Below are 14,389 nucleotides of genomic sequence, written 5' to 3' on the forward strand. Positions count from 1 at the left end.
TCAGCCCCGCGCGGCCAGCGTGCGCTCGACGACCCCGAGCACCGCGTCGACGGTCTGGTCGAGGTCGAGCGCCGAGGAGTCGACCGTGACGACGCCGTCGGCGGCCGTGAGGAACTGCGCGACCGTCGAGTCGTCGGCGTCGCGGCGCACCACCTGGTCCCGCGTCGCCTCGACCGCGGAGGCGTCGTCCGAGCCGTGCACCTCGCGCGCGCGGCGCGCCAGGCGGGCCTCCTCGCTCGCGGTGAGCAGCAGGCGCACGTCGGCGTCCGGCGCGATGACGGTCGTGATGTCGCGCCCCTCGGCGACGATCCCGCGGCCGCCGGCCCACGAGCCGGGCTCGCACTGGAACGCGATCTCGGCACGCTGCCGGCGCGCGAGCTCGGCTCGCACCTCGAGGTTCGTCGCGACCGCGCTGACCGCCGTCGACACCGACGTCTCGCGGATCGCGGCCGTGACGTCGATCCCGCCGACCCACACCTGGGGCTCGCGCGGGTCGACGACCATGACGAGGACCATGTCGCGCACCAGGGCCGCGACGGCGCCGGTGTCCGCGAGGTCGACGCCCTCGTGCACGGCCCACCACGTCGCCGCGCGGTACATGGCTCCCGTGTCCAGGTACGCGAGCTCGAGCCGCTGCGCGACCCGGCGGGACACGCTCGACTTGCCCGACCCCGACGGCCCGTCGATCGCCACGACGATGCTCAACTCACCAGCCTCCATCCCCGAGCGGTCAGCTCGGACTCCAGGTGCTCGGCGCGCGCGGGCAGCACCGAGATCGCCGCCATGCCGACGGCGCGGCCCGCCGCGTGCTCGAGCTGCAGGTCCTCCAGGTTGACGCCCGCGGCGCCCACGTCGCCCAGCAGGCGCGCGAGCTCGCCCGGGGTGTCGGGCACCAGCACCGACACCACGGCGTACTGCTTGTGCGCGCCACCGTGCTTGCCGGGGATGCGCGCGGCACCCGTGTTGCCCTCGGCGATGGTGCGCGCGATGGTCGCGAGCGCACCGAGCTCGACGTCCTCGGGCCCCGTGGCCCCGGCTGCGCGGTCGAGCGCGTCGACCACCACGTCGAGGTCGGCCCGCAGCGCGACGAGCACGTCGCGCACGGCCGCGGCGTTGGCCGCGAGGATCGACGTCCACAGCGCCGGGTCGGACGCCGCGAGCCGCGTCACGTCGCGCAGCCCCTGCCCCGCGAGCGCGAGCGCGGCGTCGTCGGTGCCGCGCAGGCGCGCCGCGACGAGCGAGGACGCGAGCTGCGGCACGTGGGAGACGGCCGCGACCGCGGCGTCGTGCTCGTCGGCCTCCATGACGACGGGCACCGCACCGAGGTCGACCGCGAGGTGGCGCACCGCGAGCAGCGCGTCGTCGCGCGACGTGCCCGAGTCGGTGATGACCCACGGCCGCCCCACGAAGAGCCCCGGCACCGCCGCCGACGGGCCCGAGCGCTCGCGGCCCGCCATGGGGTGCGAGCCGACGTAGCGCGACAGGTCGGCGCCCGACGCGCGCAGCTCGGCGAGCACGTACCCCTTGACGCTCGCGACGTCCGTGACGACGGCGTCGGGGTGGGCCGCGAGCGCGGCCCGCACGGCGTCGGCCGTCACGTCGGGCGGTGCGGCCACCACGACGAGCGCGGGTGCGGTCGACCCGGGGCCGACGGGCGTGCCCGCGCCGACGTCGCGCGCGAGCGCGAGCGCCGTGCGCGACGGGTCCTCGAGCTGCACGTCCACGCCGTGCTGCGTCAGCGCGAGCCCCACGGACGCGCCCAGCAGCCCCGTGCCGACGATCCGCACGGGGCCGACCGTGGCGATGCTCACATGCCCACCGAGGTCATGAGGGAGCCCAGCTCGGTCTTCGACAGCACGCGCGTGCGCCCGGGGCGCAGGTCGCCCAGGCGGATCGGCCCGATGCGCGTGCGCACGAGCTTCGTCACGGGGTGCCCGACCTCGTCCATGAGCCGGCGCACGACACGGTTGCGGCCCTCGTGCAGCACGACCTCGACGAGGCTCGCGTGGCTCGCGACCTGCACGACCTTGAAGTCGTCGACCTTCACCGTGCCGTCCTCGAGCTCGACGCCCTGCTTGAGGCGCGTGCCGAGGGACTCCTTGACGCGGCCCTGCACCTCGACGAGGTACGTCTTGGCGACGCCGTGCGAGGGGTGCGCGAGCCGGTGCGCGAGGTCGCCGTCGTTCGTCAGCAGGATGAGCCCCTCGGAGTCCGAGTCGAGCCGACCGACGTGGAACAGCCGCTCCTCGCGGTTCGCGACGAACTGCGCGAGCGCGGGCCGGCCCTCGGGGTCGTGCATGGTCGACACGACGCCCTTGGGCTTGTTCAGCGCGATCGTGATGAGCGAGGCGTCGAGCTGCACACGCATGCCGTCGACGTGGATCACGGCGTTCTTCGGGTCGACGCGCACGCCGAGCTCCACCACGAGCTGGCCGTCGACCGTCACGCGGCCGTTCGCGATGAGCTCCTCGCACGCGCGCCGCGAGCCGAGGCCCGCGGTCGCGAGAACCTTCTGCAGGCGCACGCCCTCGGGGTCGTGCACGTCCACCGGCTCGGCCGCCGGTGCGGGACGACGCTGGGGGCGGCGCGCGCCTCCGGTCCCGCCGCCCGTGGTGCCGCGACCACGTCCCGGACGCCCGGCTCCTGCCGCGCGCCCACCTCCGCGGTGCCCGCGCGCGTTCGTGCCGCTCATCGTCCGTCCTCCCGTCCGTCGGTCGTGTCGACGCCCTCCAGCGTCTCGATGTCCGGCAGGTAGGGCGCCAGCGGGGGCAGCTCGTCGAGGGTCGACAGGCCGATCCGCTCCAGGAAGTATCCCGTGGTCCCGTACAGCACCGCACCAGTGACCGCGTCCTGACCCACCTCGGCCACCAGGCCGCGCGTCGTCAGGGTCCGCATGACGCCGTCGACGTTGACCCCACGGACCGCCGAGACCTGCCCGCGGCTCACGGGCTGCCGGTACGCGACGACCGCGAGCGTCTCCAGCGCGGCCTGCGTCAGGCGCGCCGTCTGCCCGTCGACGACGAACCGGCCGACGACGTCGCCGTACGCCGGGTCCGAGTAGATCCGCCATCCCTCGCCCGCCTGCCGCAGCTCGAACCCGCGCGGCCTGCCCCCGAGCTCGCCGCGGTACTCGGCGGCGAGCTCGGCCAGCAGGTCCTCGACACGAGCGGTCGGCAGCGCGAGCGCGGTCGCGAGCCGCACGGCCGGGATCGGCTCGTCGGCGACCATGAGCACGGCCTCGAGCGCCGCGAGCGCACCGCCGGGCAGCGCGTCCACGTCGAACCCGAGCTCGTCGGGCTCGGCCTCGCGCGTCCCCGCGACCGTGGCCGTGCCGCCCGGCGCGTCGTCGGCCTGCGGCTCGTCGACCGGTGTCTGCTCGCTCATGTCCCTGCTCCTTGGTCGGCCATGACGCCGTCCGTCGCACCACCCGGCACCGACGCGTCGGCGTCCTCGCGGTCGAAGTCGTCCGAGACGGTCACCTCGCCGTCCTCGCTGCCGGTCCACCGCACCGTGAGCTCCCCGAGCGGCACGACCTGGTCGAACGCGACCGCACCCTCGCGGAACAGCTCGAGCAGCGCGAGGAACCGCACGACCACGACGACGGGCTCGCCCGCGTCGGCCGTGAGCGCCCGGAACGTGCTCGCGCCGTGCTGCCGCAGCCGGTCCACGAGCACGGCGGCCTGCTCGCGCACGCTGACCACCGGCGCGTGCAGGTGACTGAGGTCGACGCGCGGGGGCGGCGGCTTGGGCGCGAGCGCGCGCGCCGCGAGCTCGGCGAGCCGCTCGGGACCGATCTGGAAGACCAGCTCGGGCAGCAGCGCCGCCTGGTGCGGCTCGAGCTCGACCGCGCGCGCGAACCGTCGCGACCCGACCTCGAGCGCGCGGCCGAGGTCGGCCGCGACCTGCTTGTACGCGCGGTACTGCAGGAGCCGGGCGAACAGCAGGTCACGCGCCTCGAGCAGCTCGAGGTCCTCGGCGTCCTCGACCTCGGCCGAGGGCAGCAGCCGCGCGGCCTTGAGGTCGAGCAGCGTCGCGGCGACCACGAGGAACTCGCTGGCCTGCGACAGGTCCCAGTCGCGGCCGCCCTCGGCCGCCGCGCGCTCGGCCGCCCGGATGTGCGCGATGAACTCGTCGGTGACCCTCGACAGCGCGATCTCGGTGATGTCGAGCTTGTGCTTGGCGATCAGCCCGAGCAGCAGGTCGAACGGTCCGCTGAAGACGTCGAGGTGCACCTCGAAGCCGGTGGACCCGGCCGGCGCGTGCTCCTCCGGTGCGCTGTCCGCCGGGGCGACGTCAGGCGGCGTCGCCACGCGCCACGAGCTCGCGCGCGAGCTGGCGGTAGGCCTCGGCACCCGCGTGCGTCGGCGCGTACTGCGTGATCGGCTCGGCGGCCACGGTCGCGTCGGGGAACTTCACGGTCCGTCCGATGACGGTGTGCAGCAGCGTGTCGCCGAACGCCTCGTGCACGCGGGCCACGACCTCGCGGGCGTGCAGCGTGCGCGAGTCGTACATGGTCGCGAGGATCCCGTCGACCTCGAGGCGCGGGTTCAGCCGGTCACGCACCTTCTCGATCGTCTCGACGAGCAGCGCGACGCCGCGCAGCGCGAAGAACTCGCACTCGAGCGGGATGAGCACGCCGTGCGCGGCCGTCAGGGCGTTGACCGTGAGCAGGCCGAGCGACGGCTGGCAGTCGACGAGCACGACGTCGTAGTCGTCGAGCACCGGCCGCAGCACGCGCGAGAGCACGGACTCGCGGGCGACCTCACCCACGAGCTGCACCTCCGCTGCCGAGAGGTCGATGTTCGCGGGCAGCAGGTCCAGCCCGGGGATCGCGGTCTCACGGATCACCTCGTGGATGTCGGCGTCGCGCTCCATGAGCAGGTTGTAGACCGTGCGGTCCAGCTCGTGCGGGCTGATGCCCAGGCCGACGGACGCAGCGCCCTGCGGGTCGAAGTCGACGATGAGCACGCGCCGGCCGTACTCGGCGAGCGCGGCGGCGAGGTTGATGGTGGTCGTCGTCTTGCCGACGCCGCCCTTCTGGTTGCACATCGCGATGACCCGCGCGGGGCCGTGCGACGGCAGCGCCGCCGGCACCGGGAACCTGGGCAGCACGCGGCCCACCGCGTCGAGCGGCTGCTCGGTCGTCTCCTGCGTCATCGGCTCACCATCTGCTTCCCGCCTCGCCCTCCCGGGCCCACCACGCGGCACAACCTACCCGAGCGACGCGCCGTCACGACCACGACAGACCGGACGCCGCGCGATCCGCCTCAGCGTGCACGCGGGTGGCTCGCGGCGTACACCTCGCGCAGCGTGTCGGGCGTCACCATCGTGTAGATCTGCGTCGTCGTCACCGACGCGTGGCCGAGCAGCTCCTGGACCACGCGCACGTCCGCGCCGCCGGCCAGCAGGTGCGTCGCGAACGAGTGCCGCAGCGTGTGCGGCGACACGTGCGCGGTGTCGAGACCGGCCCGCTCGGCCGCCGTGCGCAGCACCGCCCAGGCCGACTGCCGGCTCAGGCGCGCTCCCCGCGTGTTGAGGAACACGGCCGCGTTGCCGCGCCCCGAGGCCGCGAGCGCGGGACGCCCGCGCACGAGGTACGCCTCGACCGCCTCCGCCGCGAACGACCCGACGGGCACGACGCGCTCCTTGCGGCCCTTGCCGAGCAGCCGCACGGCCGACCGGCCGGCCGTGAGGTCGAGGTCGTCGACGTCGACGCCGACGGCCTCCGAGATGCGGGCCCCGGTGGAGTAGACCAGCTCCAGGAGCGCGCGGTCACGCAGCGGCACGGGCCCGTCGCCGAGCCCGGCCGCGTCGATGAGCCGCCCGACGTCCTCGACCGAGATGGCCTTGGGCAGCCGGCGCGGCTGCGCCGGCGGGCGCACGTCGGCGGCGGCGTCCGTGGGCGCGAGCCCGTCGAGCGCGAGGAACCGGTGCCACCCCCGGACCGCGACGACCGAACGCGCCGCCGACGACGCCGAGAGCACCGCCCGTCCGTCGGACCCGGTGCGGAGCACGAGGAGGTAGTCCTCCACGTCCCGCTCGGTGATCTGCGCGGGGTCGTCGCGGCCCGCCGCGAGCAGGTGCGCGACGTACCGCGTGAGGTCGCGCCGGTAGGCGGACAGCGTGTGCGGGGCCAGCCCGCGCTCGACGGACAGGTGCGCGAGATACCCCTCGAGGGCGGGCGTCAGACGGTCGGCCACGGCCTGGGGGTCACAGCGGCAGGAAGACGTCCACCGCGATCGCGACGGACAGCAGCGTGAGGTACGTGATCGACGCGTGGAAGACGCTCATCGCGCGCAGCGGGCCGCGCTGCGCGTCGTTGGCGCGCCGCAGCAGGCCGATGCACGACCACAGGAACCACGCCCCGAGCACGCCGGCGACGACGGCGTAGACCCACGTCATGCCGGCGACGGGCACGAGCAGCAGCGAGCACGCGATCATCGCGAGGGTGTACGCGATCATCTCCCGCGCGACCTTGGTGTCCGCGGCCACCACGGGCAGCATCGGGACACCCGCGGCGGCGTAGTCGCGGCGGAACTTCATCGACAGCGGCCAGTAGTGCGGGGGCGTCCAGAAGAACACGACGCCGAACAGCAGCACCGCGGCCCACGAGACGCCACCGGTGACGGCCGACCAGCCGATCACCACGGGCATGCACCCCGCGGCACCGCCCCACACGATGTTCTGCGGCGTGCGGCGCTTGAGGATCATGGTGTAGCCGACGACGTAGATGAGGATCGCCGACCCGGTGAACAGCGCCGACGCCGGGTTGACCGCGAACCACAGCCAGACCAGCGACACGGCGCCCAGCACGAGCCCGAACACGAGCGCGGCGCGCGGCGTCACGCGGCCCGTGACGATGGGGCGGCGGCGCGTGCGGTTCATGACGCGGTCGATGTCACGGTCGAGGTACTGGTTGAGGGTGTTCGCCGCGCCCGCGGCGCCCGCCCCGCCGACGAGCGTCGCGACGACCAGTCCCAGCGGCGGGAAGCCCTGGGCCGCGAGGAACATCGTCGGGATCGTCGTGATGAGCAGGAGCTCGATGACGCGCGGCTTCGTCAGCGCGACGTAGGCGCCGACCGTCCCGAGCGTCGCGCGCACCCCGCCGGTCCGCGCCGCGGCCGTCGGCACCTCGTCCGGCGCCGCGACCACCGCGTCCTGGACCTCGACGACGTCGGCCGCGTCGGCGGCGACGTCGGGACGGCTCGCGTCGAGCGGGGACGGGGTGGAGAGGCGCACGGTCTTCGTGCTCCGTTCGGGAGGTCGGACGAGTCTGCCCGGGAGGCGTCGGGGCTCCGCTCGGGCGGTGTCGCGACAGGGGCGGTGGGACCGAGGTCCCGCCCGCCATGCTACGCATGGTGTCGTCGGCGTGGGCGGACCCGACGCGCACCGCGGCCCGGCGGGCACGTGAGATCGGTCGCACCCGGGCGTGATCTGGGCAGTCGTCGCGCTCCCACACCGGGTGGCAAGCGATTGCCTCGCGAGTGGGACGAGTGCGCGCGGTCCCACCACCGCGCTATAGGCTCGACGAGGCAGAGGTCCCGTCCGACGACGTGACGGGGATCCGCCGGGCGCGTCGCTCCCCGCGGCCGACGCCCGACGCTCGGAACGACGCCCCGCGCGTGCGGGACGGGAATGAGGTGCGGTGAACGCGAAGGCTCCCCTGGCCACGACGGTCGGATGGTCCGAGCTCGACATCAAGGCGGTCGACACCGTCCGCGTGCTCGCGGCGGACGCGGTCGAGAAGGTCGGCAACGGCCACCCGGGCACGGCGATCAGCCTGGCCCCCGCGGCCTACCTGCTCTACCAGAACGTGATGCGGCACGACCCGACGGACCCGCACTGGCTCGGCCGCGACCGCTTCGTGCTGTCGGCGGGGCACTCGAGCCTCACGCAGTACATCCAGCTGTACCTGGCCGGCTTCGGCCTGGAGCTCGAGGACCTCGAGGCGCTGCGCACGTGGGGCTCGAAGACCCCCGGCCACCCCGAGTACCGCCACACGGCGGGCGTCGAGATCACGACCGGCCCGCTGGGCCAGGGCCTCGCGTCGTCGGTCGGCTTCGCGATGGCCGCCCGCCGCGAGCGCGGGCTGCTCGACCCCGAGGCGGCGCCGGGCACCAGCCCGTTCGACCACTTCGTGTACGTCATCGCCTCGGACGGCGACCTGCAGGAGGGCGTGACGAGCGAGGCCTCGTCGATCGCCGGCACGCAGGAGCTCGGCAACCTCGTCGTGCTGTGGGACGACAACCACATCTCGATCGAGGGCGACACCCAGATCGCGTTCACCGAGGACGTGCTCAAGCGCTACGAGTCGTACGGCTGGCACGTCCAGTACGTCGACTGGACCGCCGGTGGCGAGTACCGCGAGGACGTCGACGCGCTGCACGCGGCCATCGAGGCGGCCAAGGCCGTGACCGACAAGCCGTCGTTCATCGGCCTGCGCACGCTCATCGCGTGGCCCACGCCCGGCAAGACCGACGACCACTCGTCGCACGGCTCCAAGCTCGGCGGCGAGGCCATCAAGGGCCTCAAGGAGGTCGTCGGCTTCGACCCCGAGAAGTCGTTCGACGTCGCGCCCGAGGTCATCGCGCACACCCGCTCGCTCGCGGGCCGTGCCGCGACCGCGCGCGCCGCGTGGCAGGAGAAGTTCGACGCGTGGGCCGCGGCGAACCCCGAGCGCAAGGCGCTGCTCGACCGCCTCGTCGCGGGCGAGCTGCCCGCCGGCTGGGCCGACGCGCTGCCGGTGTTCCCCGCCGGCAAGGCGGTCGCCACCCGTGCCGCGTCCGGCGAGGTGCTGTCGGCACTCGCGCCGGTGCTGCCCGAGCTGTGGGGCGGTTCGGCCGACCTCGCCGGCTCCAACAACACGACGATGAAGGGCGAGCCGTCGTTCCTGCCGGCGCACCGCTCGTCGCACGACTTCGCGGGCGACCAGTACGGCCGCACGCTGCACTTCGGCATCCGCGAGCACGCGATGGGCTCGATCCTGTCGGGCATCCGCCTGCACGGGCTCACGCGGCCCTACGGCGGCACGTTCTTCACGTTCTCGGACTACATGCGCGGCGCCGTGCGTCTCGCGGCCCTCATGGGCGTGAACGCGACGTACGTGTGGACGCACGACTCGATCGGCCTCGGCGAGGACGGCCCGACCCACCAGCCGGTCGAGCACCTCACGGCCGTGCGCGCGATCCCCGGCCTCGCGGTCGTCCGGCCCGCGGACGCCAACGAGACCGCGCACGCGTGGAAGGCGACGCTCGAGCGTTCCGACGGCCCCGTGGCCCTCGTCCTCACGCGGCAGAACGTCCCGACGTTCCCGCGCGGCGAGGACGGCTGGGGCACGGCCGACGGCGTCGCGAAGGGCGCGTACGTGCTGCGCGACGCGTCGTCGGGCACGCCCGACGTCGTGCTGATCGCCACGGGCTCCGAGGTCCAGCTCGCCGTCGAGGCGCGCGAGACCCTCGAGGCCGCGGGCGTCGCGACGCGCGTCGTGTCGGCGCCGTGCCTCGAGTGGTTCGCCGAGCAGGACGAGGCGTACCGCGAGTCGGTGCTGCCGTCCTCGGTGCGCGCACGTGTGTCGGTCGAGGCCGGCATCGCGATGTCGTGGGACAAGATCGTGGGCGACGCGGGCCGCTCGGTCTCGCTCGAGCACTACGGCGCGTCGGCGGACTACCAGACGCTGTACCGCGAGTTCGGGATCACCGCCGAGGCTGTCGTGGCCGCGGCGCACGAGTCGATCGAGGCGGCGCGTGGGGCGCACGCCCCGGCCGACTCGGCAGCCACGCCCACGCAGTCCGGCACGGGCGACCTGCCCGCCTGACGCACCACCGCCTGACGCACCACGCGGCGGGGCCGGCTCCAGCACCGGCCCCGCCGCGCACGACCCGCACCAGCTCGTCGTGGGATCGAAGGGGAACGACCATGACCTCCAGCACCACCCCTGTCCAGGCCCTGCGTGACGCGGGGGTCGCCGTCTGGCTCGACGACCTGTCGCGGCAACGGATCGCGTCCGGGGGTCTGGCCGACCTCGTGACGCGCGGCGTCGTCGGCGTCACGACCAACCCGACGATCTTCGCCTCCGCCCTCGCGCACGGCGACGCCTACGACGCGCAGCTGCGCACGCTGGCCGCCGACGGCGCGGCCGTCGAGGAGGCGGTCCTGCGCATCACGACCGACGACGTGCGCGACGCGTGCGACGTGCTGCGGCCGGTCTACGACGCGACGCGCGGCGTCGACGGACGCGTGTCGATCGAGGTCGACCCGCGCCTCGCGCGCGACACGGCGGGCACGACCGCCTCGGCGGAGACGCTCTGGTCGGAGATCGAGCGACCGAACCTGTTCGTCAAGATCCCGGCGACCCTCGAGGGCCTGCCCGCGATCACCGCGGCGCTCGCGCAGGGCATCAGCGTCAACGTCACGCTGATCTTCTCCCTGCAGCGCTACCGCGCCGTGCTCGACGCGTTCCTCGACGGGCTCGAGCAGGCCCACGCCGCGGGGATCGACCTCGCGCCGATCGGCTCGGTCGCGTCGTTCTTCGTCTCGCGCGTCGACGCGGCGATCGACCCGCGCCTCGACGAGATCGGCGGCGACGAGGCCGCGCAGCTGCGCGGGACCGCCGCGATCGCGAACGCGCGCCTCGCGTGGGGCGTCTACCAGGAGGTCGTCGCGGGCGAGCGCTGGCAGGCGCTCGCGGCGGCCGGCGCGCAGCCGCAGCGCCCGCTGTGGGCGTCGACGGGCGTCAAGGACCCCGCCTACCCCGACACGCGCTACGTCGACGAGCTCGTCGTGGCCGGCAGCGTCAACACCATGCCCGAGAAGACGCTCGACGCGGTCGCCGACCACGGCGCCGTGCGCGGCGACACGGTCACGGGCACGCAGGACGCCTCGGCGGCGCTGCTCGACCGCATCGAGGCCCTCGGGATCTCGGTCGACGAGGTCACCGACCGGCTCGAGGTCGAGGGGCTGGAGAAGTTCGAGGCCTCGTGGTCCGAGCTGCTCGGCACCGTCGAGGCCGGGCTCACGTCCGCCGCGTCGTCGACCGAGGAGGCCCGGTGAGCGGCGCCAAGGTCGGCCCCGACCAGAACCCGCTCCGGGACGCGCGCGACCGCCGTCTCCCCCGCATCGCCGGGCCGTGCGGCCTCGTGATCTTCGGCGTCACGGGCGACCTCGCGCGCAAGAAGCTCATGCCGGCGGTCTACGACCTCACCAACCGCGGCCTGCTGCCCCCCGGCTTCGCGCTCACCGGCTTCGCCCGGCGCGACTGGGAGACGCAGGACTTCGAGCAGGTCGTGCACGACTCGGTCAAGGAGCACGCCCGCACGCCGTTCCGCGAGGCGACGTGGCGCCAGCTGTCCGAGGGCATCCGGTTCGTGCAGGGGTCGTTCGACGACGACGACGCGTTCGACCGCCTCCGCGAGACGGTCGAGGACCTCGACGTCACGCGCGGCACGGGCGGCAACCACGCGTTCTACCTGTCGGTGCCGCCGAGCTCGTTCCCGGTGGTCTGCCAGCAGCTCGCCCGCTCGGGCCTGTCGCAGCCCAAGGACGGCACGTGGCGCCGCGTCGTCATCGAGAAGCCGTTCGGCCACGACCTGGCCTCGGCCCGCGAGCTCAACGACATCGTGTCCGAGGTCTTCCGGCCCGACGACATCTTCCGGATCGACCACTACCTGGGCAAGGAGACGGTCCAGAACCTGCTGGCGCTGCGCTTCGCCAACCAGCTGTTCGAGCCGATCTGGAACGGCAACTACGTCGACCACGTGCAGATCACGATGGCCGAGGACATCGGCATCGGCGGTCGCGCGGGGTACTACGACGGGATCGGCGCGGCGCGCGACGTCATCCAGAACCACCTGCTGCAGCTGCTCGCGCTCACGGCGATGGAGGAGCCGGTCTCGTTCGACGCGGCCGCGCTGCGCGCCGAGAAGACCAAGGTGCTCTCGGCGCTGCGCCTGCCGCGCGACCTGGGCAAGCACACGGCTCGTGGGCAGTACGCCGCGGGCTGGCAGGGCGGCGAGAAGGTCGTCGGCTACGCCGAGGAGGAAGGTTTCAACCCGGACTCCACGACCGAGACGTACGCGGCGATCCGCGTCGACATCGACACCCGCCGCTGGGCCGGGGTGCCGTTCTACCTGCGCACGGGCAAGCGTCTGGGTCGGCGCGTCACCGAGATCGCGGTCGTCTTCAAGCGCGCGCCGCACCTGCCGTTCGAGTCGACCTCGACGTCCGAGCTCGGCAAGAACGCCCTGGTGATCCGTGTGCAGCCCGACGAGGGCGTGACGCTGCGGTTCGGCGCCAAGGTGCCGGGGACCGCGATGGAGGTCCGTGACGTCACCATGGACTTCGGGTACGGGCACGCGTTCACCGAGTCCTCGCCCGAGGCGTACGAGCGCCTCATCCTCGACGTGCTGCTCGGCGACCCGCCGCTGTTCCCGCAGCACGAGGAGGTCGAGCTGTCGTGGAAGATCCTCGACCCGGTCACCGCGTACTGGGCGAGCCACGGCAAGCCCGACGAGTACCGCGCCGGCACGTGGGGTCCGGCGTCGGCCGACGAGATGATGGCCCGCGACGGCCGGGCGTGGAGGCTCCCGTGATCATCGACATGCCGGACACGACCACCCGGGACATCAACAAGCGACTCCTGCAGGAGCGCGACGAGGGCGGCGCGATCGCGCTGGGCCGCGTGCTGACGCTCATCATCGACGCCGACGCGCACGACCCCGAGGACGCGATCGAGGCGGCGAACGCCGCGAGCCGGGAGCACCCCTGCCGGATCATCGTCATCACCGAGGGCACCGAGGACCGGGCCGCGAACCTCGACGCGCAGATCCGCCTCGGCGGCGACGCCGGGGCGAGCGAGGTCGTCGTGCTGCGCATCTCCGGCGGCGTCACGCGGCACCTCGACACGCTCGTCATGCCGCTGCTGCTGCCCGACGCGCCGATCGTCGCGTGGTGGCCCTACGACGTGCCCGAGAACCCGTCGGAGCACCCGCTGGGCGCGATGGCGCAGCGGCGCATCACCGACACCTCGACGTGCTCGCGCCCGGGCCGCGCGCTGCGCAACCTGGCGCGGGTCTACGCCGAGGGCGACACCGACCTCGCCTGGACCCGCGCGACCCTGTGGCGCGGCCTGATCGCCGCGACGCTGGACCAGCCGCCGTACGAGCCGGTGCGCCGCGCCGTGGTCACCGGGGAGAGCACGCACCCGTCGGTCGACCTCATGGCCGCGTGGCTCGCGCACTCCCTGCGGTGCCCGGTCGAGATCGAGCGCGTCCCCGGGGCGCCCGCGATCACGCAGGTGCGACTCGAGCGCGCGTCGGGCGACATCGTGCTGGACCGGCCCGACGGCAAGACCGCCGCGCTGCGCCAGCCCGAGCAGCCCGAGCACCGCATCGCGCTGCCCATCCGCCAGCTGCGCGAGTGCCTCGTCGAGGAGCTGCGGCGCCTCGACGCCGACGAGGTGTACGGCGAGGTCCTCCAGAAGGGCCTCGCGCGCATCGACGCCTGACCCACCGACGGGCCGCCCCGCCCCACCGCGTGCGCCGGGCGGCCCGTCGGCACCCCCGCGACGACCGCCCGGGCCGCGCCGGACCGGGCCGAGGAGGAGACGCATGAGCACCGCCACGCCCGAGGTCCTGGTCCACCCCGACGCCGACGTCCTCGCCGCCGCCGCGGCCGCGCGGCTGCTGACGCGCCTGGTGGACCTGCAGTCGCACCGCTCGCCCGTGCACGTCGTGCTCACGGGCGGCACGGTGGGCATCGCGACGCTGCGGGCCGTCGCGGACTCGCCGGTGCGGGACGCCGTCGACTGGTCGGGCGTGCACCTGTGGTGGGGCGACGAGCGCTTCCTGCCCGCAGGCGACGCGGACCGCAACGAGACGCAGGCCCGCGCGGCGCTCATCGACGCCCTCGGCGACGCGCTGCCGGCCGCGAACGTGCACGCCGTCCCCGGGCCCGGCGACGACGTGCCGGACGGTGAGGCCGCCGCGCGCGCGTACGCCGCCGAGCTGCGCGCGCACGCGGCCGACGACGGGCTCGCCCCCCGGTTCGACGTGCTGCTGCTCGGCATGGGACCGGACGGGCACGTCGCGTCGCTGTTCCCCGAGCGGTCGTCGCTGTACGAGGCGAACCTGCTCGTGGTCGCGGAGCACGACTCCCCCAAGCCGCCGTCCGAGCGCGTGTCGCTCACGTTCCCGCTCATCCAGACGGCGCGCGAGGTGTGGGTCGTCGCCGCCGGGGCCGAGAAGGCGCCCGCGGTCGCGCGGGCCCTCGCCGGCGACGACGTGCGGACCACTCCCGCCGCCGCCGCCCGCGGGCAGGAGCGCACGCTGTGGCTCGTCGACGTCGCGTCGGCGGCCGAGCTGCCGGGCGCGGACCCCGCCGCCCTGGCCGCCGC

At 74.4% G+C, this 14,389-nt stretch carries 13 protein-coding genes; 5 read left to right on the forward strand and 8 right to left on the reverse strand.

The features are described from left to right. From cmk to ATM99_RS16635, 8 genes are all read right to left on the reverse strand, one after another. A complete protein-coding gene (cmk, locus tag ATM99_RS16600) occupies nt 1-720 on the reverse strand; it encodes a (d)CMP kinase (protein ID WP_062103935.1) in 720 nt (239 codons plus the stop codon). Then, a complete protein-coding gene (locus tag ATM99_RS16605) occupies nt 702-1,811 on the reverse strand; it encodes a prephenate dehydrogenase (protein ID WP_062103936.1) in 1,110 nt (369 codons plus the stop codon). Before ATM99_RS16605 ends, cmk begins: the two co-directional genes overlap by 19 nt. Next, the gene (locus tag ATM99_RS16610; protein ID WP_082659965.1) at nt 1,808-2,692 is read right to left on the reverse strand and encodes a pseudouridine synthase; all 885 of its coding nucleotides are present in this window, start codon (nt 2,690-2,692) and stop codon (nt 1,808-1,810) included. Before ATM99_RS16610 ends, ATM99_RS16605 begins: the two co-directional genes overlap by 4 nt. Beyond that, nucleotides 2,689-3,384, reverse strand: coding sequence for an SMC-Scp complex subunit ScpB (locus ATM99_RS16615; protein ID WP_062103938.1), 696 nt, complete (start codon nt 3,382-3,384; stop codon nt 2,689-2,691). Before ATM99_RS16615 ends, ATM99_RS16610 begins: the two co-directional genes overlap by 4 nt. Beyond that, nucleotides 3,381-4,310: a ScpA family protein gene (locus ATM99_RS16620; RefSeq protein ID WP_062103939.1), complete on the reverse strand. Its 930-nt coding sequence runs from the start codon at nt 4,308-4,310 to the stop codon at nt 3,381-3,383. Before ATM99_RS16620 ends, ATM99_RS16615 begins: the two co-directional genes overlap by 4 nt. After that, on the reverse strand, nt 4,294-5,157 hold the full coding sequence (locus tag ATM99_RS16625; protein ID WP_062103940.1) for a ParA family protein: 864 nt from the start codon (nt 5,155-5,157) through the stop codon (nt 4,294-4,296). The genes ATM99_RS16620 and ATM99_RS16625 overlap by 17 nt, the downstream gene beginning before the upstream one ends. A gap of 110 nt (nt 5,158-5,267) precedes the next feature. Then, nucleotides 5,268-6,200 (reverse strand): site-specific tyrosine recombinase XerD, encoded by a 933-nt coding sequence (locus ATM99_RS16630; protein WP_062103941.1) that lies wholly within the window; start codon nt 6,198-6,200, stop codon nt 5,268-5,270. 10 nt (nt 6,201-6,210) lie between these two features. Then, nucleotides 6,211-7,131, reverse strand: a complete 921-nt coding sequence (locus tag ATM99_RS16635) for a heme o synthase (protein ID WP_062103948.1) — start codon at nt 7,129-7,131, stop codon at nt 6,211-6,213. 514 nt (nt 7,132-7,645) lie between these two features. Here ATM99_RS16635 and tkt point away from each other — a divergent pair. The 5 genes from tkt to pgl all read left to right on the forward strand — a co-directional run. Then, nucleotides 7,646-9,814: a transketolase gene (gene tkt, locus ATM99_RS16640; protein ID WP_062103942.1), complete on the forward strand. Its 2,169-nt coding sequence runs from the start codon at nt 7,646-7,648 to the stop codon at nt 9,812-9,814. Between the two features lie 101 nt (nt 9,815-9,915). Further along, nucleotides 9,916-11,049 (forward strand): transaldolase, encoded by a 1,134-nt coding sequence (tal, locus tag ATM99_RS16645; RefSeq protein ID WP_062103943.1) that lies wholly within the window; start codon nt 9,916-9,918, stop codon nt 11,047-11,049. Next, a complete protein-coding gene (gene zwf, locus ATM99_RS16650; RefSeq protein ID WP_062103944.1) occupies nt 11,046-12,587 on the forward strand; it encodes a glucose-6-phosphate dehydrogenase in 1,542 nt (513 codons plus the stop codon). Before tal ends, zwf begins: the two co-directional genes overlap by 4 nt. Then, nucleotides 12,584-13,501, forward strand: coding sequence for a glucose-6-phosphate dehydrogenase assembly protein OpcA (opcA, locus tag ATM99_RS16655; protein ID WP_062103949.1), 918 nt, complete (start codon nt 12,584-12,586; stop codon nt 13,499-13,501). The genes zwf and opcA overlap by 4 nt, the downstream gene beginning before the upstream one ends. 103 nt (nt 13,502-13,604) lie before the next feature. After that, nucleotides 13,605-14,389: 6-phosphogluconolactonase (pgl, locus tag ATM99_RS16660; RefSeq protein ID WP_082659969.1), on the forward strand; the 785-nt coding region annotated here is incomplete at its 3' end.

Origin of the sequence: Cellulomonas sp. B6, assembly GCF_001462455.1 — a bacterium.
GTDB lineage: Bacteria > Actinomycetota > Actinomycetes > Actinomycetales > Cellulomonadaceae > Cellulomonas.

What these genes read in the sequence shown, in the direction of transcription:
- cmk (WP_062103935.1), bottom strand. Translation starts at nt 720, where the DNA reads ATGGAGGCTGGTGAGTTGAGCATCGTCGTGGCGATCGACGGGCCGTCG.
- ATM99_RS16610 (WP_082659965.1), bottom strand. Translation starts at nt 2,692, where the DNA reads ATGAGCGGCACGAACGCGCGCGGGCACCGCGGAGGTGGGCGCGCGGCA.
- ATM99_RS16615 (WP_062103938.1), bottom strand. Translation starts at nt 3,384, where the DNA reads ATGAGCGAGCAGACACCGGTCGACGAGCCGCAGGCCGACGACGCGCCG.
- ATM99_RS16625 (WP_062103940.1), bottom strand. Translation starts at nt 5,157, where the DNA reads ATGACGCAGGAGACGACCGAGCAGCCGCTCGACGCGGTGGGCCGCGTG.
- tal (WP_062103943.1), top strand. Translation starts at nt 9,916, where the DNA reads ATGACCTCCAGCACCACCCCTGTCCAGGCCCTGCGTGACGCGGGGGTC.